Origin of the sequence: Chryseobacterium tructae, assembly GCF_030409875.1 — a bacterium.
Taxonomy (GTDB): Bacteria; Bacteroidota; Bacteroidia; order Flavobacteriales; family Weeksellaceae; genus Chryseobacterium; species Chryseobacterium tructae.
The window spans coordinates 3,301,880-3,322,285 of record NZ_JAUFQR010000001.1; the positions used below are offsets into that span (position 1 = coordinate 3,301,880).

A 20,406-nucleotide genomic window follows, 5' to 3' on the forward strand; every position below is an offset into this window, starting at 1 on the left:
ATGAAAAAAACATTCTTTATCATATTATCTGCACTAGCCTTAACCTCTTGTGAAAAAGAAATTGATCTGGATCTCGCGGACCAAAGCGGCAGCATTGTCATTGAAGGAAACGTCACTGATACCAAAGGTTCATATACTGTAAAAATTACAAAGTCTGTTGGTTTTGCTCAGCCCAATCAATATCCGGCTGTTACAGGGGCGCAGGTTATTTTAAGTGATAACGCGGGGCAAACAGAAACGCTGGAATATGCTGGTGGAGGTGAATATAAAACAAGTACTTTTATGGGAGTCCCAGGCAGAACATATACGCTTAAGGTATTGGCAGAAGGAAAACAATATACAGCACAAAGTACAATGCCTCAGGCGGTAGAACTGGAAGGTCTTGTACAGGACACCTTTATGTTTGGGAGCAAGAAAACGTACACGCTTCTTCCTGTATTTACAGATCCTGCAGAACTGGGCAACCGTTATCTTTTCAGCTTTACCATCAATAATTTAAGTAAAAAGTATATCAGTGTACTTTCTGACAATTTAAATAACGGATTACCGAATCAATGGACATTAGGGCTTCCTAATGATGACAATAAAGGCAGAGATCATGAAGTGGTGGTTGGAGATGTTATTCAGGTAGAGATGCAATCTATTGACACCAATATATTTACATATTACAGCGCACTTCTTAAGATTTCAGAGGGTTATGGAGGCAGTGTTACTCCTGCCAATCCGCCAAGCAATATCAGTAACGGAGCTTTAGGATATTTCTCCGCACATACTGTGAGATCTCTTGTTACGCAGATTCAATAGACTTTCTATAATTACCATAAAAACGGTTATTCCAACACTTTGGAGTAACCGTTTATTTTTTTACCCTATAAAGAGTAAGGAACATATTATTTTAATTTCCATTTCAAAGTACAACATTCATCATAAACCTTGCTCTAGAATATCTCTTAAAAATAACTGGATAAAATAAATAAGTAAAAAAAAATAATTTAGAAAAATGTCAGCAACCGCTGTGAAAAACATGTCAACTTAAATTTTTATCCAGTGCTCTTTTACGTTCTTATTATGAGTAAAATTTTATATTTTTATTCTAAGAATCGTCTTAAAATTCATCCAGGGAAGTCATGATTTTAAATAATAATTACCCTTTATTTATAGGGATTATTAGCTGACTTCTGCCAGCCTTACCCATTATCATTCCTAATTCAAAATCTATTTTATTACTTTTGTAAAATTAATTCGTTCAGACAAAAAATAGGGTGATTTAGATCGGTTTAAAATGTGATTTAAGTTACAAACCGGACGTTTATTCAATAGCCTTCGTAAAACATTATGATCTCAAAATTTATTTTCAACAATCAGTATCTTTTTGATGAACTTTCTCAATATGACAAGGATTTACTTCTCAAAGCCATGAAAACCAAAAACTACCGTAAAAATGAGGCTATATTCACGGATGGTACAAAACCTAATGGCATTTATTATCTTAACGAAGGAAAAATAAAAAAATACAAAGTAGATAATGATGGCAGAGAGCAAATCATTTATATCTATAGCTCCGGAGAATTTTTCGGATATTCGGCTATTTTGAGTCAGGAATCATATGGAGATACTACTTCCACCCTTGAAAACTCTGTTGTATCTTTTATTTCAAAAGACAGCTTTCTGGAAATCCTTAGCCAGTCTTCTGTATTTTCAAGACTTTTATTAAAATCTTTGAGTCATGAATTCAGTGTAATGGCTAATCTTATTGCGATTTTATCACATCGTACCGTCCGAGAGCGGGCAGCATTAAGCTTACTGATTCTTCACGACAAATATAAATCCAATGACACTCCTGAAGAAGAAGTATTGATTTCCCTCTCCCGTGTAGACCTCGCCAATATGGTAGGAACTGCCAGAGAAACCCTCGCGCGAATCCTTAATGATTTTAAACAAGAAAAACTCATTACATCGGAGGGGCGAAAATTACGTATCCTTGACTTCAAACAGTTGATTCATATTGCTAACTTTTATTAATCAACTTCCAACTCCATCTAAAGAGTCGACTTTATAAAAAATAAATTCCAATTTCAAAACCCCTACTGACATCCTGTTGTCATATACTCCTCTTAATTTTGTATCAAATTATTTTAAATATAAGATTATATGAAATTAATGTCGTTAAGAATCATTACAAAAGACATCAGCCAATCCGTTGCGTTTTATGAAAAAGCAATGGGGTTAACTGCCCAATGGTATACTGAAGATTTTGCTGAACTTACAACCAATTCAATTACCATTGCTATCGGGAGTACCCGTACCATGAAGATGTTTGGTGGTGAACATCTCACTGAATCCAACGGGCAGATCAGTACAATCATAGAATTTATGGTAGATGATGTAGATAGTGAATATGAAAAGATTAAAAATTTGACAGATCATATTGTACAGGAACCTACAACAATGCCTTGGGGGAATCGGTCGCTCCTGTTTTGTGATCCGGATGGAAACCTGATTAATTTCTTCACCCCTGTGAGTTCTGAGGCAATTCAAAAGTTTAAATAAAGTGGGAAGTTATAAGTAATGTAATGATTATTCATTTAGATTCTATTTTCTGAATCCTTTGATGGCTTTAGATATTGGATGAGAACTAAACCATTGATGATCATAAAAAAAAGGAGGCTTTTATTGCCTCCCTTTTCTTTTGTACTAATAACCAAACCTTGAATTTCTTTATGTTAATTTGTGTTTTTTTCTTTTTCTCATTTGTTTTTTTCAAGAAATCCACGTTTTAAGGTCATTCATACACTTCTATATTAATCTCATCACTTGCTAATTCATTTTCATCACTTGCGTTTTATATAACTATAGTTTATTATTTTTACAGTTATTTCAATTTACCAGCTTTAATGAAGTGAAAAAACTAAAAAAAGCATTAGCAATTCATTTGGTAAATTTTATACTACAAAGTAACGACATCGCAGGATAATATCATCTATAAACCCCGTAGATACATATCGGACGTGATATAGATATTTATCGATAAAATGAATTAGACAATGAAGAAGTGCGGAATAAGACTGCGGAATCCTATATTTTATGATGCGTTTTGATAAGGTCGATCAACTCTACAATATTTTCTATTTTTAGCTTTTCAAAGATATTTTTTTTGATTGTACTTACTGTATTTTGCTTTATATTTAAATTATTCGCAATTTCCAGATTTCCATATCCATCTGCATACATTTCTGCAATCTGCAGTTCTCTTTTGGTTAGGCTGCTTAACGGGCTTATTACATTTGGATCGTAAATAAACTGTACCAATAAATTTCTTGTCAGATCAGAAAAATATTCTCCTTTTTGGATAAAGCTCGAGATCGCTTCTCTTACCTCTTCCTCTTCACTCAGTTTGCTCAAATATCCATTGGCTCCGGCTTTGATAAACTTAAGTGCGTATGAATCCTCTTCAAGTCCCGTAAAAATAAGGATCTTGAGATCAGGGTTTATACTTTTCATTTGGGGTAAAATGTGCAGACTGTTTCCTTCGGGAAAATGCGCATCAATAATAGCCATTTCAATTCCTTTGGTCTCTATCAGTTCTACCGCCTGCTGTAAAGATGAAGTATGATAGACTTTAGCATTGGGAGCAATATCACTAATAACGATCTCCATTCCTTGTCTTACAATACTGTGATCATCGGCTAAAAGGAATATGATTTCCTTATTTTCAATTGGCATTTCCATTATTTATTATTGATATTTAAATTGATCCTGAATGTTACCTGTGTTCCTTTATGCGGTTTGCTGGAAACTGATATTTCCCCATCGAACAGCTCTACAATTTCTTTAACAAGATTCAGCCCTAGTCCTACTCCAAGGTTATCTACCTCATCTGAAACAGTTCCCTGATAATAAGGGTCAAAAATCTTTTTCAAATCAGACTCAGAGATTCCTACTCCGGTATCTGCTACTGTTGTGATCAGCGTAATTTTATCAGCACCTAGCGGTTCTGTTGTCATCGCAAGATCTACCTTTCCATTTTCGGTATATTTGTTTGCGTTCCCAAGAATATTCATAAAGATCTGGTTAATTCTGATATTATCAGAGAATACCACTACCCCTTCGGGAATTCTGTCCGTTACTGCAAATTTATTATTTCTCGTTTCCAGATAAGGAGAAATAACCTTTACAATAGAACCAATCTCATCTTTAAGATTAAAAACAGATTGTATGAGCTTTTTTTCTGCATCCTGGTTCTTAGTATATTCCAGGATCTGGTTAGACTGCAGGAGCAAAGTACTATTGGTAAATTTAATTGATTTTAGATAATCTTTGATTGTTTCATCACCTGTTGTTCTGTAAATCTTATCAATGAAAATATTAATAATTTTCAATGGTGATCTTAAATCGTGGCTCAACATTCCCAATATTCTGTTCTTGAAATTCAGATTGTTCTTGATTTCTTTATTGGCAGCATCAAGTTTTCTTTCATAGATGAAGGCAACTCTCGTAAAGTACATGATCAGAATAGATACAATAAACATTAAAACCATCAGGCCAAGTACCAAATATCTTCTGATTTTATTATTATCAGAACTTTGCTTCGTATACTCCTTTTCAAGTTCTGTTTTGAAATCCTTAATGGCATTTTCATATACATCAATCAGTCCGTTACTATACACCAATAACTTGCTGAAATTGCTATAAAATTGCATATTCTCACGCTGATTTTTGATGGCAAACTGTTGTGCTTTCTTTACTTCAGCAGCATAGTGTTTATCCATCGACTTTAAAGCCTTATCCATTTCATTTTTTACATTAGAAATGTCTATCGTCTTGTGATTCGTTAAAGTAACGACTGTACTTTCCTTTTGAACATTTACCTTCCCTGTTATGGCATCTTTCAAACGCCCCATAAAGCCTTTTTTCTTAATGGTATCAGCATAGGTATGAGTCTGTACGCTTAAGTTTTCAAAGTCATTCTTATATTTTGCAGGCTCGTATTGCTTATCTTCTATCTTTGTAGGAGGTTTCAAAGAAGTTTCGTATACAGAATCAATAAGGGTTTTCAGCTTGGTGACTTTCAGGGTATCCATTTTCTTCTGAGCCAGGCTTTTTTTCAGCCTTGGGCTTGTATTTTCATACTCCCCGATCTTATCAAAATTCTTTTTAAGTTTCCTTAATGATTCAAAATAGAGTTGCAGATCTTTATTATCCTGACTCACCATATACTTTTGGAGATGTTCCTGCGCATCCAAAAAATCTTTTCTTGAATTATCCGTAAGCCCACCCAAAGCTCTACTCTCTTCCAGCTGGGTTTTTATAAACTGCAGTTTTCTCTCATTCACAAACTCATTGTAAAAGAATACACCTATAATAATCTGTATCAATAAAACACACAGAATCAATGAGTAATGAACAACCTTCCTCAATTTAAAATTTAAGAATTTATATTTCATATTTACTGCCAGCTAAATTAACTCCCTATTTTCCTAAGTCTCTTTATTAATTTTAAACAATATAATATTATTAATAAAAATTTAATAATGTCAAAATATCATTCAATTTACAAAGTTAAATTAATTTTTGTCTATATAATAATATAAAATATTTGATAAAATAAGGCAAACCAGACCCTATTTTGCATCAAAAAACCTATAAAACCTCAGTTTTTCATTAATGTAATTCTGTTTTTTTAGAATAGATGTAAAAAACATACCTCTATCAAAAAAAAAATTAAAAGATGATTTTTTAGGGATTGGGACTTTCAATGATTCGATAACATTATTATGATTAATGTTGAATATTGAATTTCACTGATCCACTAGTCTTCAATCCAGATTCGAAAAGCAGCAGTACTTCCCTGGCTTGTAAGCAGATGATGTTTATAACCTTTCAACTGAAGGGCTAGTGTGTTTTTATTGTACCGTTCTATTCTTTCAACATGCTGTTTTTGTACAAGCTCACTACGGTTGATCCTGAAAAATGCTGAAGGATTGAGAAGCATTTCAATATCCTTCAATGTAGATTCATTAAGCAAGTGTTTTTTACCCGAAATATCAATAGCGAAAATTATTCCTTCCTCTGCTGCAAAAAATGCGATATCGTCTGTATTTAAAAAGTAACTTCCTTGATGGGAGCTAATCGTAAAGCGTTTCTTATAGCTTTTCTCCTGCTGACTGTTACTTAGCATCTGTTGAAGCTTCATTAATACATGATGTTCACCAGCATCTGATCTTCTTAGCAATAAAAATTTATCCCAGGCTTTTTTGAAACGATCCTGAGTAAAAGGTTTTAAAAGATATTCAATTCCATTAGTTTCAAAAGCATTCATCCAGAATTGGTTATATGCAGTCGTAAAAATAATCGGACACCTTATATTAACCTGATCATAGATCTCAAAAGCATTCCCATCCAATAGCTCAATGTCTGAAAAAATAAGGTCTACATTGGTGCTTTTCAAAAAGCTAATGGCTGTCTCTACCGTATCAATTTCTGCTACCACCTCTACCGGTGATTTCAACTCACTGATAAAACGCTTTAGTTTGCTTCTGGCAGGAATTTCATCCTCAATAATGACAACTTTTATCATATTTATTCCGGGATTATAGGGATTATAGCGGTGAATTTTGTTTCTGTTTCTAAAATTTCCAATTGCTGATCAGTCAGCACAGAATATTGTTCCTTAAGATTATTTAAAGCTCTTCCTGAAGTTCTTTTAAAGTTTCGTTTAGAAATTCTATTATTCGTTACAGCTATCTTTTCTCCGATACAAATGGTAATCAAAACAGGATTGGATACACTTCCCAAATTATGCTGAACGGCATTTTCCAGCAACAACTGTAAAGAAAGCGGAACTATTTCTCCTTTTATATTTCCATGATCTATATGAAGGGTGTATGCGGTCCCATATTTATATTGCATCAGATTAAAATATTTTTCAGCAAATATTAGTTCTTCTTTTACAGAAATCAGTTTTTTATCAGAAGCCTCCAATACATATCGATAAATTTCTGCAAATTCATTCAGGAAATCAGAAGCTTTATACTTATCCTCTTCTATCAGCTGATCCAAAATATTAAGGTTATTGAATAGGAAATGAGGGTTGAGTTGCGTTTTCAACTGATCAATTTTACTGTCAGATAATGCCTGCTCATAAAGTAACACCTGTTTCTGATATACTACATTCTTCTTATAATAACGGTAAGCCAAGAAGAAACTACCATACACAAATCCATCTATAAGATCTGAAAAAGCGGTAAAAACAAAGGTCTCCCTATTAAAATTTCTTTCAATAGTGCCGAATGCCAAGGCAATTAAAAAGCCGATGGCCTTCATGACCAAAAGATAAACCAACAATGAAGAACTGAAGATCTTAAAAACTTCTTTGCCACTGAAGGTTAACGATCTTTGCCACTTTTGAATAAAGAGATCCATCACAAAAAACAGAATACAAGCACTGATCAAGGTCGCTACGGCTGCTTCGGGAGTGAAAATATATTGATCCACCTTTCCTCTGACAGCAATACGGACATGAATAGACTGTACATAAGCAAACAAAAGGATAAACAGCAGGAAGTACCTGTTTTGATTGATCTGTTTTAAAATGGTTTTCATGCAGTGATCAGAGGTCTTTTTTACAAAAATAGCCCTATATTTTTTACAGGGCTGCTTCTAGGTCATTATTTTTTCTTTTCGGGAAAGGATGCTGTAATATTTCCTTTATCATCCAGGAAATCCAACTTAGCGTCATTGTTTTTGTCTACACAGAATCTGGCACGCGGAAGTCCTTTACTATCAAATAAAAACAATCCGTTATTTTCATCTTTAGTTTTACCCAACATCATTCTTGGGGTTCCCCCAATAAGTCCTTGTTGCTCATATTCCTTGTATTTTTTCTGTAAAGCCTCGGGATTCTTTTCCAATTTATCCAGCTCCTCCATAATTTCACCGGTTCTTACTTGTGATTCTTTTACCGGGCGATCATTAAAATAGATTCCGCTGGATACGGTTCTTTTTTCTCCCTTCATATAGTCTTGCGTCAATAATTGCATCACCTGATCGCCATCGTATTGATCATACGTTAAAGACAAACCCGAACTATGTCCGTTTTTGTTTTTCCTTCCATCATAAATAAAACCGCCACATTCAATTCCTTCTTCGTTGAAGAAAAGCATTCCGGAGCGCTTTTTTCTGGTCTTATTAGGAGCACTTCCATTTACTTTTTCTTCTCCGGACGGAAACCTGTCAACATTAGTAATGATCATTTTTACTGTTCCGTCTTTTTCCACTACATTGATTCTTTCCACATCAATTTCGGTAAATTTTTGATGGCCGTCTGTTTTGAATGCAGAAGCCGTTAAGAAAATGATCCCGATCACTGATGCTAAAGCAAATGTTCTTAAAAAAATTAATTCCCTGTTCATAATGGTATCGTGTTATTTGTTTTATGTTGATGATTCAAAACTATTATAACAGAATGCTTTATTCAAGGAAAAAACAATAAGCCAAGGAAATAAAGGTATGAGTAAAGGAATTTAGAAGATAAATGATCAGGTACATAAAAACAAAGAAAAAGCTCTGACTTATTTTCATAAATCAGAGCTCTATATTGTGATATGATCATATTACAAACTAACGGTATCTAAAAGCTTTTTTAGTTCTTCAAGTGAGATGTTAGTTCCAGAAGCTACTACTCCATATCTGTTTCCTTCCAGATATTGAATGCTTGTCATCTTATCATTTTCGTACATACTGTGATCAAAATAAACCAGCCAACCTTTATAGCTTTTGATGTTTGTCTTATCTTCCGGCTCTTCTACAGCCTTTAATTCCAGATAGCTTAGAAGATTTCCTTTTACCGACTCAGCTCCGGCTCCAGCTCCGTCTGTCACCATTAAATAAACATTCTGAGATCCCTTAGCATAGTTTGCTGTAGCATATGATCCTGTTTCTTTATCTTCAAAAGCGGTCACTTCTGTAAGTTTAAAACCATTGATTTCTTTTTTAAACTTAGCTTTAAAGTCATTAGAACTGATAGGTTTCAGTTTCTTCAGCTCTTTAGCCAGATTCTCAACCTTTAGGGAATCTGAACTGCTTTGTACATGTTCTGCAACTGCAGCCAAAGGCTGATTGGCAAAAACAAGATTAGATCCCAAAGTGAATGTTAATCCAATACTTAAAATACCTGCTCCCAGATAAGATAATTTCATAAATAATTAATTTTTTTTTTGTCTGACAGGGATTGCAAAAAATACACCAAATCAAAAATTCAGCGGCTAATTTGTTTTTTCACATCAATTTTTCTCGAAAAACACAACTGCTTTCCTTTTAAAAATAGGATGAACAGGAGTAAAAACAGAAGAACTCCTTCAATTTTACAAGAATTAATAAAAATAATCAATCTGATTTTTAACCCATTATTAAGTTTTGTTAAAATTTATATTGAAAAAGTTTTGCAGAAATTAAAAATCGTTCTATATTTGCACCACTGAAAACAACGATACAATCGGAGTTTAAGGAGAGTTGGCAGAGTGGTCGATTGCGGCAGTCTTGAAAACTGTTGACTGTAACAGGTCCGGGGGTTCGAATCCCTCACTCTCCGCAAGTATTAAACATAAACCTACTGATAATCAGTGGGTTTTGTTTTTTATTAAAGTTTTCTTCCCCACATTTTCCCTACATTTCTTATATAAAAAAGATAATGATTTCTAACCTCAGTACCTCATTTGGTAAATTTTTAGGCTCAAAACAGACTGCTGTAGCTCTCGAAAAATCTCCAAACTAAAAATATTTTATCTTTTTCCAGATAAATAGAGATAAGTCCGATTTCAAAAAGAGGGGGCACTACCAAGACTGAAACAACGGAGGGGGCTTGTTATTCATATGGTAGCTTGAATTACGTATATAAAGTGGTTTCAGTAGTAAAATAGGGCTTTACATTCTGGATAAAACCAAAGTTCTCTTAATATGGTTTTAGCTATCTTAACGATTAAAACTCAATCGTAGTTCTACTACACTTTTAAAAATTTAACAAAAAACATTATATCTGGCATGATATTTTATCTACCTTTAGTGATATAACATCAAAAACACACAGATATACAAATGAAAAAAAATGTCTCAAATTCTGAGAGGATTTCCGAGAACCATATTGCAGGCATTAACCGTGTGGTTAAGCTTGACATTGTGGTTAATGGAAAACCTATCAGACACTTTAAACACTTCCGTTTACAGCAGAGTGCCAGAAAACACCACTACTTTGAACTTACTTTAGCACATGACTCTCTTGATGAAGTACAGAGCCATAACTTAGAACAGGCACAGCAATTTCTAGGAAAACGTCTGACCGTTACTTTTAAATACAAAGATGCTGAAAACGAAAGTCCCGAAAGAACGTTTGTTGGTGTTGTTACGAAAGTGGCATTCAGTCAGGAAAAAATGAGCCTAGGCAATATTGTACTCAAAGGCTATAGCCCAACTATACTAATGGATTCAGCACCCCATACTCAGAGTTTTGGAGGTACTCAGTCTGTCAACACTTCCATTATTGCTGACAATATCATCAGGGAAACACTGGGAACAACTCAATTTGATTTCAGAATAGACACCCAGAATAAAAGCTACATTAATTACAGTGCTCAATATTGCGAAACTCATTACAATTACCTGACAAGATTAGCAGAAGCCTATGGAGAGCAATTTTACTATGATGGGGATGTGCTACACTTTGGAAAGCTTCCCCCTCATGAAAAGCCTATCCAACTTATTTATGGCAGTAACGTTAACGATGTTCAGGTAGAGTTAAAGGCAGTTCACACAAAACCTGAATACTTTGGCTATAACAGCAGTAGTCATGCTAAAATAAATGGCTCTAACAATGAGATTAAGCATTTAGGAGACCTATCATCCAAAGCCTATGAGCTGAATAACAATATTTTTAAAACCCGTTCACTTACACCCACTCCCATCAATGCCAATATGTTTCTGGATGTGGATGATTCCCAAAAAAGTGCAAGAGGAAGTAAAGCCGTTGAAGTTTTTACTGTATCTGGAAGTACAACAGTTCCTTTTTTATTCATAGGTTGTGTGGCAGATATAGACATGAGAAAACAGGATAGTAATGAGACCTCTCACTTTACAACTTTGATGATAACAGAGGTTAATCACGAAGTTGATGCAAGAGGATATTACACTGGAAGTTTTGAAGCTATAGCCGAGGGAACGGGCTTCATGCCTAAACCTGATTTTGTGATGCCGAAAGCAGAGCCACAGGTAGCCACTGTAGTTTCCAATATCGACCCTTTAAACCAAGGCAGAATACAGGTGCAGTTTGACTGGCAGTTAAATGATACCACTCATTTTATTAGAATGATGAGCCCTGATGCTGGTGGTACAGATGCGATAAGTCAAAATAGAGGATTCGTGGCTGTTCCAGAAATTGGAGACCAAGTAATGGTAAACTTTGAATACCATAATCCAGATTTTCCTTTTGCAATGGGTGGGATGTTTCATGGAGGTATAGGATTGGGAGGAGGTATGGATAATCGTGTGAAGTCTTTACAGACCAGAAGTGGGCACAGATTAGTGTTTACCGAAGATGAGAGTATTTTATTGACAGACAAAAGTGGAAATGAGCTAAGGTTTGATACAGAGGGAAGCAATATTAACATTACAGCTCCCGAAACCATTACTATAAAATCAAAGAACCTGAAATTTGATATTGAAGAGAATATCGAAACCAAAGCAGGAAAGAATATGGATACCAATGTTGGACAGAATATCAAGATTATTGCCAAACAAGAGATAAGCCAAGACAGTGGTAAGAAAACCATTATCAATGCTGGAACTAATACTGAAATATCAGCAAAAGCACACCTTGACCTTTACGGTAAGGAAAAATTCATAGGTTACACAGATGGACAGACTGAGTTCGGAGCAAAGGACAGAATGCATGTGTATGGAGCTAACTCATTATTAACAGCTAAAGATAAGATTGAGTATAAAGCTCCTCAAATGAATAAGCTTCCTGAAATGGGAAATTTGAATACAACAAGGAAAAGCAATTAGTAAACATCCAATGGATGGATGATGTAGTTGAAAATAATATACAACAATCCCATCGAGGAAATAAAGTAAGTGTTTTGGCATATACAAGAAACTATGAGGAAGGAGAAACTGTTAGTTTGAAAGTAATTGATAAAAATGGCAAAGAAATTAAGGATGGAGAAAAGGAGCTTACTTTATCTGGAACAGTTGATAAGGAAGGGTATGTAATACTCAAAGAAGCTGTAGAAATACCTAAAAATCAAAATAGTACACCAAATGGATGATTTAAATTTAATAATATCAGAATTCGACGAAAAGAATATTGTTGATAGAAATATCACTTTGACTGTCGATACATGTGTTTGTGACGATTGGCAGACAATAGCACCTGTAATACCTGCAAATAAATTTGTAGGCTATGCTACAGATTGTCATGTAGCAACTCATAAGCAACTTGATGTTATGGGGTACAAAGAAGGTTTTCCGCGTTACCAAATTGCTAAAGCTATAAGAAATAAAAAGGAAGAATTTATTTCAATGGAATACAATAATGATGAATTTAAGAAAGGGACTTCCTATATAAAATCTGCATTAAAAAATGGTATTCCTGTAACAGTAGGTATTGATAATCATGAAGAAATCACCCCAGGAAATCCTGATTTAACTACAGATCATTTTGTAGTCATTGTTGGCATGGGAGCAGATAGTAAAGGAAATTATTTTTTATTCTATGATAATGCTGATAGTTCTATTGGAACATCATCTGCCAACAAATTATATTGTAATTGTAAGGGAAATAAATTAGAAGGAAATGCTGATCCAAAATCAAGATATTCAACGATTACTGATCGAAGAACAGGTACTAGTACAGTTTTGGTATATACTGTAACATCTATTAGAACTTCAGTAAAAAAAACTATTTTAAAAAAGAAATAATGAAAAAAAGAATTTTATTAATCTTAGCAATTCTCTGTACAGTCATTTTATATTCACAAAAAATTGATAGCCTACAAATTGAAAAAAGCAATCATAAAATAGCCATAGATAATGCCATAATAGAAAAGGATGATATCATTAAAGATGTAATTGTAAAAGAAATCTGTTTTTATTCAAAATTTGAATCAACTGACTATACAAAACCTAGCCCCATTGAAATAGAGATAAAGAATTATATTGGATTAAAAGCAAAAATAGGTGTTAAAAAGTATAAAAAAATGAATTCTGCTATTGCAGAATACTCAATTACCCAAGATGGAAAAGTCTTTAATATTAGATCATTTAAAATATTGAAAATAAAACCAAATGAAAACTTCAAATTAAAAGCTTTACTGTATAAAATTTCAACTAATAATGGGTATAAAAATTTAATTATCATCGAAAATACAATACCAAAATAACATGATAAAATGAATGATTTAAATTTAATAATATCAGAATTTGATGGAAATAGCATCCTTGATTGGGAAGTGACTTTAGATATAAAAGGGGGCAAAAAAATATATTTTAGTCGCAGAAGTAAATTATGAAACAGGTAGTTCTTTTCTAAAATATTGTAATGATTATAAAGCAAAAATTATTGCCAATAATAAGAATAAAGAAGATTTGACATTTATCATTATAGACATGAAAGGCACAATTGAAACTATAGATAATGGAAAATCAATTTCTGTAGAAAACTATGATAAAATTTCTAAAGCAAACTATCCAGCAAGTAAAGGACATGGATTTGACTCGTTAGGTAAATCAAAATACGTTACCAAAAAAAGTATTTATGAGATTGTTGAGAAAATTGGAGCTGATGACCCTAATACATTACAGGAAGTAAATATTTTTTCGCATGCGTATTCAGGTGGACCAATTTTAGCTAATTCATCTGAAACTGATGTAATGGATATAGATATGAGGATAAAAGATATTGAGAATAAGATATTTGATTTTACAAATTTTAAAAATGCATTCACTCCAACAGGAATCTTTAAAATAGGGGGATGTCAAAGCCACCCACCTCTTAATTATATATTAAAAAGAATAATGCAAAGTGTTAATTATAAAAGAGATGGTACTAACAAAGATACTGATGAATTTGTAATTAATGATATAGAAATACCAAAAGGTCATAATCTTGGAAATTATGAGATAGTTTCTCACTATATAGATTCTAAAAACTACACTAAATTACCAAATAATAAGATTAAAATAACTTTATTGCAGGCGAAAAAAATATTTTCTTATCAATATTACACAAATTATGCAGCTTGGTTGGCCTATATGGTTGATGTAAAAGTGCAATATTCTTTACCTGCTACTTATGCATCATTTGGTTCTCCTGAAGTTTTTAGGATTTCAGATGATACCAAAATGAATGTTTCTTTTTTTGAAAAATATTTAGGTATAGCTATTGGAGAGTTACATTATGGTATATATGATAAAACTACTATTGGAAGGTTATTAACTCCGTAAAACATATAAAAATGAAAAATATAAAAATCCTCTTTAATATTTTTTTATTAATCTTTATAAATATAGCTTATGGTCAAAAGTATGATACTTTCAATTATATTGAAAAAAATGTAGATAATATAACGATTTCTACTATTAATTTTCAAGATAAAACAACTTATATTCCTACAGCTAAAGAAGATAGTATTTATCGTAAAAAAGATAGTATTTCTGGATTATCTTACTATGCGGATCCAGAAATTAAAGAAAGCATTTCTTGTACAGGAAAATCAAAATTAAATAAAAAGGAAACTATATTGTTATTTCAAAACTTACAAAAAATTGAATTAGGCCATGCTTTACCATATCAGTATGACATTCAGTTAGATTTTTACAAAAAAAATAAAATTGTTCAAACTGTTACCATTTCTTCTGAAACAAAAAATCTGGTTATAAAAAAAACAGGATGTAAAACCCATATTGATGAAAATAAACAAGAAATTGACCCTTGCTTCTTTAGGGGGATGGTTTCCCAAAGCTTAAAAAAATACATTGTTAGTTTGTTGAAAAGTAAAAAACTTTGGAATAAAGAACAACAATTTATGGAGGATTATAAATGATATACTATGTCTCAATATATAACAGATACCACCCAGTTAAAATGTGACAAAGGAGCTTCACCAGCCCCACTCACGGTGACTAGTCAATCCTTTATGAGTATTGATGGGAAGCTACAGGCTACAGAGGAAGACAAGCAACCTAACAGTAACATTAAACCCTTTGGTGTATGTAGTGTTTTAAGGTCTTCCTGCACTCCCTCACCCGTTAAATGGGACAATACCTCTGATTTTGAAATTGATGGTAAAAAAGAGCTATTGGACAAATAATGCTTCTGAAAAATATGCATTTGGAGGACATCATTATGAAAAAAGTGCTAAGGCAATGTATTTTTGGGAATTAAAGTAAATTTTAATTATGAAATGGATAGTAATTTTTACCGTGTTTTTTATTTCATTAAATGCACAAAAAACGAGATTTGATTCTGTTGTAATTAAATTAAAAAAAGATAGTATTTCTTATAACCAATATATTGAGTTTGGGAAAATTTATTGTTTAAATAGCAAATTATATGCTTTAGATGATGAATATGGTTCAAAATATAATTTATTATTTCCCCTACCCAGACTAATAAGTATTAAAGCAATAAAACAGCAATTTGCCAATTATAATAAAAATCACAAAAAGAAAAAATGTAATTGCATATATCGGTCAAATAGTGACTTGAAAAAGGTGTACATTAATTTAGTAGAAAATAAGAAAAATTACAATAGAGAACCTGAATATGACATTGAAAACTATATGAAAGATTATCTTGAGAACTATTATATAAGAATTCAAACGGAGTAAAAAGTATAAAAATTGAAGACATTAGATACATTATTAAAATCCGAGATAAATTCAAATTATGCACCAACACATCACAGATACAACCCAGCTAAAATGTGATAAAGGAGCTTCACCAACTCCATTCACAGTAACAAGTCAGTCTTTTATGAAGATTGAGGGAAAGCTACAGGCTACAGAAGAGGATAAGCAACCTAACACTAACATTAAGCCTTTTGGTGCATGTAGTATTTTAAGGTCTTCCTGCACTCCCTCACCCTTTAAATGGGACAATACCTCTGATTTTGAAATTGATGGTAAAAAAGAGCTATTGGACAAATAATGCTTCTGAAAAATATGTATTTGGAGAACATCATTATGAAAAAAGTGCTAAAGCAATGTATTTTTGGGAATTAAAATAATTTAGAATGAAATACTTTTTTTTACTTTTTTTTACTTCCGTATTTGTTAGCTGTCAAGCTCAACAAAATGCTAAAATATTGGTTATGAAGAAACTTAGTAATGACCAAAAATCTTATGAACAATATGCATTTTATGGTTTTTCAAATTGTTTAGATGAATCACTCCATCTTAAGACTTTTGATGAAAACTATATTTCAACATTTAATAATTTAGAACCATTCCCAAGACTATTTGAAAAAGAAGATATTTTAATCTCAATTAAGAAATTTCAAGACCCTTATAATTTGGAGCTTAAAAATATCTCAAAAGAAATGAAAAATGGATATTTAATTGTTGAAAAATGTACTGATATCTACAATGTTAAAAATATGAAATTAAAAACCTCATATTTAGAATTGGTGAAAAAAATTAAAGAATATAAAGTAGAGAATGATTCAGATTTAAAAAATTACATGAAAGATTATCTGGAAAGCTATTTTGTAAAGGTTCAAACAGAATAAGAGTATAGGAACAAAAGTGCAATTTTTTAAAAAAAACTTGCTTCATAATAGATGCTTGAAAACAAGCTGTAAACAAGCATATTTGTTATTTATCAGCCATAATTATCCAGTATCTTAAATGCTTCAGACTCAAAATACAAATTAAAATAATCTCAACTTATTAGATGTACCATTCGTTAATAAAACAATTTCAAATAATCATAAAATGGATGTAATGGAGAATCTTGAAGGCAATAAAGCTAACTATATTTTTGGACACTGTATGATATGGTTATATGAATCCAAAGAATTAGATAATTATATAAGAAGGCTATTGGTTTGACACAAAAAAAGAAAATCTCAAAAAAATGACAACATGCCCCAGCACATCATAGATACAACACAGCTAAAGTGTGATAAAGGAAGTTCGCCAACTCCACTCACAGTAACAAGTCAATCTTTTATGAGTATTGATGGAAAGCTACAGGCTACAGAAAAGGACAAACAGCCTAACATTAACATTAAACCTTTTGGAATGTGTAGTGTTTTAAGGTCTTCTTGTGCACCTTCACCTATTAAGTGGAAATACCTCTAATTTTGAAATTGAAGGCAAAAAAGAGCTATTAGACACCTCTACGTGCCAATGTTCTGTTGGTGGCAAAATATCAGTTGTAAAGTCAGCCCAGAGCTTTGTTCAGGAGTAAAAAAGAGTCTAGTTTTTAGCTAAAAACCCAATCTGCCTTTTTTTAATAAATAACTGATAATCATTTAATTAATACATGAAATAAAGCACTTATGTTATTACATATATAAAGAAACAAAAATTCCCTCTAAAATTGGAGGGAATTTGTCTTTTATAAAATCACTCCAAATAAAGATCATTAGCGCTGTCACACCATACTCCCACCAGCAAAGGATCGATTATAGTCATCTTGAAAACTATTGACTGTAACAGGTCCGGGGGTTCGAATCCCTCACTCTCCGCTGAGAGGGTCTTCATCATGAAGACCCTCTTTTTTTTTCGTAAATCAGCAATTTACTTTCTCTTATTCCCAAATGGTTATGCAACAATAAACCGAGCATGGTAGATGTTCGATAAATTCCGTTTTCATAGTACAGATGCTCTCGAACACCCTTTTTACAAATTCTCTTCTTTTTTGCAGGGTATCAAATACCGTATACACATGGTGCATGCCGAAATAGGTTTAACTTACCTTCCAGGACACGAAATGCCTTGTTTGGGTCATTGCTCAACCGTTCTATCACCCCTTTAAGGTTTATTATTTCGTTGTTACATACTTTTTTCTTCGACTTTCTGCATTTGGGTGCTCTTTTCGATGATATTTTTACGATTGCTCTCCATTTCCAAATTATTAATGACAATATGGAATTTTTCAGTCTGTTACCCAAAGCATGGGACAAATGTTATGAAGAAGAACAGTTGCCAAACGAATGAAGAAAAAAGAAAAGAAGGAGATTATAATTACCATTTTTACTGTTCATCAAGACCAAAGGGCATCAGAAAATTTCTATCTAATTAAAAGGAATAAGTTGTGAAAAATTTCTATTTTTGTAGTCTGTTATACTATATCTAACATATTATCTGCGTCTTAATCAAAAAAAGACGGACTCGAAAAAGAGTAATTAATGCGTGAAATCTTTTGATTTTCAATGCACAGATAATTCTATCCACTTATTTTATTAAATCATAAACAAACAATTGATTATCAAGTCGATTGTCTTATCATTTTATAATGTATTCAGCATTCAAAAATGATGATAATACAAGGAATATAATGAATAGTAAACAGTTAATAAGTAGAGAAATAGAGATATTCTACGATAAAGCATCCGAAGAAACCCGACTTGATAAGGGAATGGGTATATTTGAGTTTGAAAGAATCAAATCACTTATAGAAAAACACATTTTCTCTTCACCTTTAACAATAATTGATATTGGTGGCGGTACAGGAAAGTATTCGGAATGGCTTGCAAAGAAAGGACATAAGGTTCATTTGGTAGAGCCAGTTTCAAAACATATAAAAATAGCCCGAAACAGAGCTAATAAATTGAAAAACAAATTTTCGGTACACATAGGAGAATCTCGAAAATTGGAATTCCCAAATAACTATGCAGATCTTATTATACTACACGGTCCTCTTTATCACCTTCAAGAGAAAGAACACAGAGATTTAACCATTTTTGAAGCCAAACGTGTTTTGAAAAACAATGGAATTATATTAGGTTTCGCCATAAATTATACTGCATCAACTTTGGTAGGTCTTTTAAATGGCTTAATTCACAAAAAGTCATTTTTTGAAATGTGTAAAGAAGAACTCACAATTGGCAAACATAACCCGCCCGATGATTTCCCCTGGCTTTTAGCCGAAGCATTTTATCATAAACCAGAACAGCTAAAGGATGAATTTATAAATCAAAAATTAACCTATCTTAATACCTATGCGGTTGAAGGTATGGCGTGGCTGGACAAAGACTTTTTTGCTAATATGATGAACTGCAGAAGGCGGGAAACATTGATGGAACTTATCCAAATAACTGAAAATGACAGCTATCTTCTACCATTCAGTCCACATATGATGATTGCTGTACAAAAAAAGATATAATCATGGAAAATAAAGAGAGATATTACAACGCACTCATAGACAATGCTGGTCACCTAAACGAAATTGACCTCGGAGAAAAAATAGGATTGAACGAAAATGAAACCAACGAAATAATTACACAGCTTCTGTCTGAATATAAAATTGAATATACAGAAAACAAAACCTGTAATTACAGTCTGACAAAAAGAGCGAAGAGAAAAATATTAGTAAGTAACCGAAAGACAATATACCTATAAGAATTCCTGGGGTCGATAAAGAAAGCAATGGTCAAAGATTTGAAAAACGAACCTTTATTAGGAGAAAGAGGTAAATCCTGGTTTTTAATTTTCTTATTATTCTTGTTAAATTTTTCATATTCAGGTTCGGGATGTTCCTGCGGAACATCCCGAACCTGAATACAGCAGGATTTAAAATCTTTAGTATCTTTAGTACTTCGCTAACATGCCAAACAGCAGAGTTTAATGTTTTTAGCGTACACACCTTTAATATACTAAAATTTTAATTTTTGTAAGATGAAGAATTTATTATTACTATTTCTATTTGTGACGATGTCGTGTCAAAATAAAAATGATAAAATGAGTAAAGCGCCAATCACTGACTCAAACCCTACTACAATTACAGCAGGTAATACGCTTTCTGTACAAAAAAAGCAGATCAAGCATTATATAAAAGAACCCTTGTACTATATTTATATCATGGCACTTTTGCAAAATAGATTTTCAATAATTTAAAGCATAAGGTTCGAATCCCTCACTCTTCGCAGACACAAAAAAACCTACTGAATACCAGTAGGTTTTTTATTAGACTTTTTGATCCCGCATTCATCATTATTTCTTCTTACAAAATCACTGTTTAAAATCTTCAAAGTATAAAAGGCGTTCAGAGTTATAAACTGGAACGCAATTTCGATCTAAACACGTGATTTTCAAAACATTAAATCATTTCAATTTAATAAGTTCGTACTTATCTTACAGAACATTTCAGGCTTTTTTCATGCCTAATTTTGCATTAGATATTTCTATTCT

Annotated in this window: 22 protein-coding genes and 1 tRNA gene; 17 read left to right on the top strand and 6 right to left on the bottom strand. The window is 32.5% G+C overall.

The annotated features are described in order from the left end of the window. From QWZ06_RS16470 to QWZ06_RS16480, 3 genes are all read left to right on the top strand, one after another. Nucleotides 1–804, top strand: a complete 804-nt coding sequence (locus tag QWZ06_RS16470; protein WP_290299678.1) for a DUF4249 domain-containing protein — start codon at nucleotides 1–3, stop codon at nucleotides 802–804. 531 nt (nucleotides 805–1,335) lie between these two features. Beyond that, nucleotides 1,336–2,022: a Crp/Fnr family transcriptional regulator gene (locus tag QWZ06_RS16475; RefSeq protein ID WP_290299680.1), complete on the top strand. Its 687-nt coding sequence runs from the start codon at nucleotides 1,336–1,338 to the stop codon at nucleotides 2,020–2,022. Between the two features lie 129 nt (nucleotides 2,023–2,151). After that, nucleotides 2,152–2,550, top strand: coding sequence for a VOC family protein (locus tag QWZ06_RS16480; RefSeq protein ID WP_290299682.1), 399 nt, complete (start codon nucleotides 2,152–2,154; stop codon nucleotides 2,548–2,550). Between the two features lie 525 nt (nucleotides 2,551–3,075). On the opposite strand, the gene QWZ06_RS16485 is transcribed toward QWZ06_RS16480, so the two are convergent. The 6 genes from QWZ06_RS16485 to QWZ06_RS16510 form a co-directional block, all read right to left on the bottom strand. After that, nucleotides 3,076–3,723 (bottom strand): response regulator, encoded by a 648-nt coding sequence (locus tag QWZ06_RS16485; protein ID WP_290299684.1) that lies wholly within the window; start codon nucleotides 3,721–3,723, stop codon nucleotides 3,076–3,078. 5 nt (nucleotides 3,724–3,728) lie between these two features. Continuing rightward, on the bottom strand, nucleotides 3,729–5,444 hold the full coding sequence (locus QWZ06_RS16490; RefSeq protein WP_290299686.1) for a sensor histidine kinase: 1,716 nt from the start codon (nucleotides 5,442–5,444) through the stop codon (nucleotides 3,729–3,731). A gap of 365 nt (nucleotides 5,445–5,809) precedes the next feature. Next, a complete protein-coding gene (locus QWZ06_RS16495) occupies nucleotides 5,810–6,577 on the bottom strand; it encodes a LytR/AlgR family response regulator transcription factor (protein ID WP_290299688.1) in 768 nt (255 codons plus the stop codon). A 2-nt stretch (nucleotides 6,578–6,579) separates the two neighbouring features. Continuing rightward, nucleotides 6,580–7,602, bottom strand: coding sequence for a sensor histidine kinase (locus QWZ06_RS16500; RefSeq protein WP_290299689.1), 1,023 nt, complete (start codon nucleotides 7,600–7,602; stop codon nucleotides 6,580–6,582). Between the two features lie 65 nt (nucleotides 7,603–7,667). Beyond that, nucleotides 7,668–8,411, bottom strand: a complete 744-nt coding sequence (locus QWZ06_RS16505; RefSeq protein ID WP_290299691.1) for a hypothetical protein — start codon at nucleotides 8,409–8,411, stop codon at nucleotides 7,668–7,670. A gap of 201 nt (nucleotides 8,412–8,612) precedes the next feature. Then, on the bottom strand, nucleotides 8,613–9,197 hold the full coding sequence (locus QWZ06_RS16510; RefSeq protein WP_290299693.1) for a hypothetical protein: 585 nt from the start codon (nucleotides 9,195–9,197) through the stop codon (nucleotides 8,613–8,615). A 307-nt stretch (nucleotides 9,198–9,504) separates the two neighbouring features. On the opposite strand from QWZ06_RS16510, the gene QWZ06_RS16515 reads away from it, so the two are divergent. From QWZ06_RS16515 to QWZ06_RS16580, 14 genes are all read left to right on the top strand, one after another. Beyond that, nucleotides 9,505–9,589: transfer RNA gene (locus QWZ06_RS16515), tRNA-Ser, on the top strand. Between the two features lie 503 nt (nucleotides 9,590–10,092). Beyond that, nucleotides 10,093–12,054, top strand: coding sequence for a type VI secretion system Vgr family protein (locus QWZ06_RS16520; protein WP_290299694.1), 1,962 nt, complete (start codon nucleotides 10,093–10,095; stop codon nucleotides 12,052–12,054). Nucleotides 12,055–12,068: 14 nt separating this feature from the next. Beyond that, nucleotides 12,069–12,317 carry a hypothetical protein gene (locus QWZ06_RS16525; RefSeq protein WP_290299696.1) on the top strand — a complete coding sequence of 83 codons (249 nt, stop codon included), beginning with the start codon at nucleotides 12,069–12,071 and terminating at the stop codon, nucleotides 12,315–12,317. Beyond that, nucleotides 12,310–12,969, top strand: a complete 660-nt coding sequence (locus QWZ06_RS16530) for a cysteine peptidase family C39 domain-containing protein (RefSeq protein ID WP_290299698.1) — start codon at nucleotides 12,310–12,312, stop codon at nucleotides 12,967–12,969. Before QWZ06_RS16525 ends, QWZ06_RS16530 begins: the two co-directional genes overlap by 8 nt. Next, nucleotides 12,969–13,430, top strand: coding sequence for a hypothetical protein (locus QWZ06_RS16535; RefSeq protein ID WP_290299700.1), 462 nt, complete (start codon nucleotides 12,969–12,971; stop codon nucleotides 13,428–13,430). Before QWZ06_RS16530 ends, QWZ06_RS16535 begins: the two co-directional genes overlap by 1 nt. A 226-nt stretch (nucleotides 13,431–13,656) precedes the next feature. Continuing rightward, nucleotides 13,657–14,493 carry a hypothetical protein gene (locus QWZ06_RS16540; RefSeq protein ID WP_290299703.1) on the top strand — a complete coding sequence of 279 codons (837 nt, stop codon included), beginning with the start codon at nucleotides 13,657–13,659 and terminating at the stop codon, nucleotides 14,491–14,493. Between the two features lie 11 nt (nucleotides 14,494–14,504). Further along, nucleotides 14,505–15,092, top strand: a complete 588-nt coding sequence (locus QWZ06_RS16545) for a hypothetical protein (RefSeq protein WP_290299705.1) — start codon at nucleotides 14,505–14,507, stop codon at nucleotides 15,090–15,092. A 6-nt stretch (nucleotides 15,093–15,098) separates the two neighbouring features. Continuing rightward, the gene (locus tag QWZ06_RS16550; RefSeq protein WP_290299707.1) at nucleotides 15,099–15,359 is read left to right on the top strand and encodes a PAAR-like protein; all 261 of its coding nucleotides are present in this window, start codon (nucleotides 15,099–15,101) and stop codon (nucleotides 15,357–15,359) included. Between the two features lie 88 nt (nucleotides 15,360–15,447). Then, entirely contained in the window at nucleotides 15,448–15,879 is a 432-nt protein-coding gene (locus QWZ06_RS16555) for a hypothetical protein (RefSeq protein WP_290299709.1), read from the top strand. Nucleotides 15,880–15,937: 58 nt separating this feature from the next. Next, entirely contained in the window at nucleotides 15,938–16,198 is a 261-nt protein-coding gene (locus tag QWZ06_RS16560) for a PAAR-like protein (protein ID WP_290299710.1), read from the top strand. A 163-nt stretch (nucleotides 16,199–16,361) separates the two neighbouring features. Then, a complete protein-coding gene (locus tag QWZ06_RS16565) occupies nucleotides 16,362–16,778 on the top strand; it encodes a hypothetical protein (protein WP_290299712.1) in 417 nt (138 codons plus the stop codon). A 355-nt stretch (nucleotides 16,779–17,133) separates the two neighbouring features. Beyond that, nucleotides 17,134–17,352 (top strand): PAAR-like protein, encoded by a 219-nt coding sequence (locus QWZ06_RS16570; protein WP_353959977.1) that lies wholly within the window; start codon nucleotides 17,134–17,136, stop codon nucleotides 17,350–17,352. A 1,201-nt stretch (nucleotides 17,353–18,553) separates the two neighbouring features. Further along, entirely contained in the window at nucleotides 18,554–19,381 is an 828-nt protein-coding gene (locus QWZ06_RS16575; protein ID WP_290299713.1) for a class I SAM-dependent methyltransferase, read from the top strand. Nucleotides 19,382–19,383: 2 nt separating this feature from the next. Further along, entirely contained in the window at nucleotides 19,384–19,617 is a 234-nt protein-coding gene (locus QWZ06_RS16580; RefSeq protein ID WP_290299714.1) for a hypothetical protein, read from the top strand. Nucleotides 19,618–20,406 lie beyond the last annotated feature (789 nt).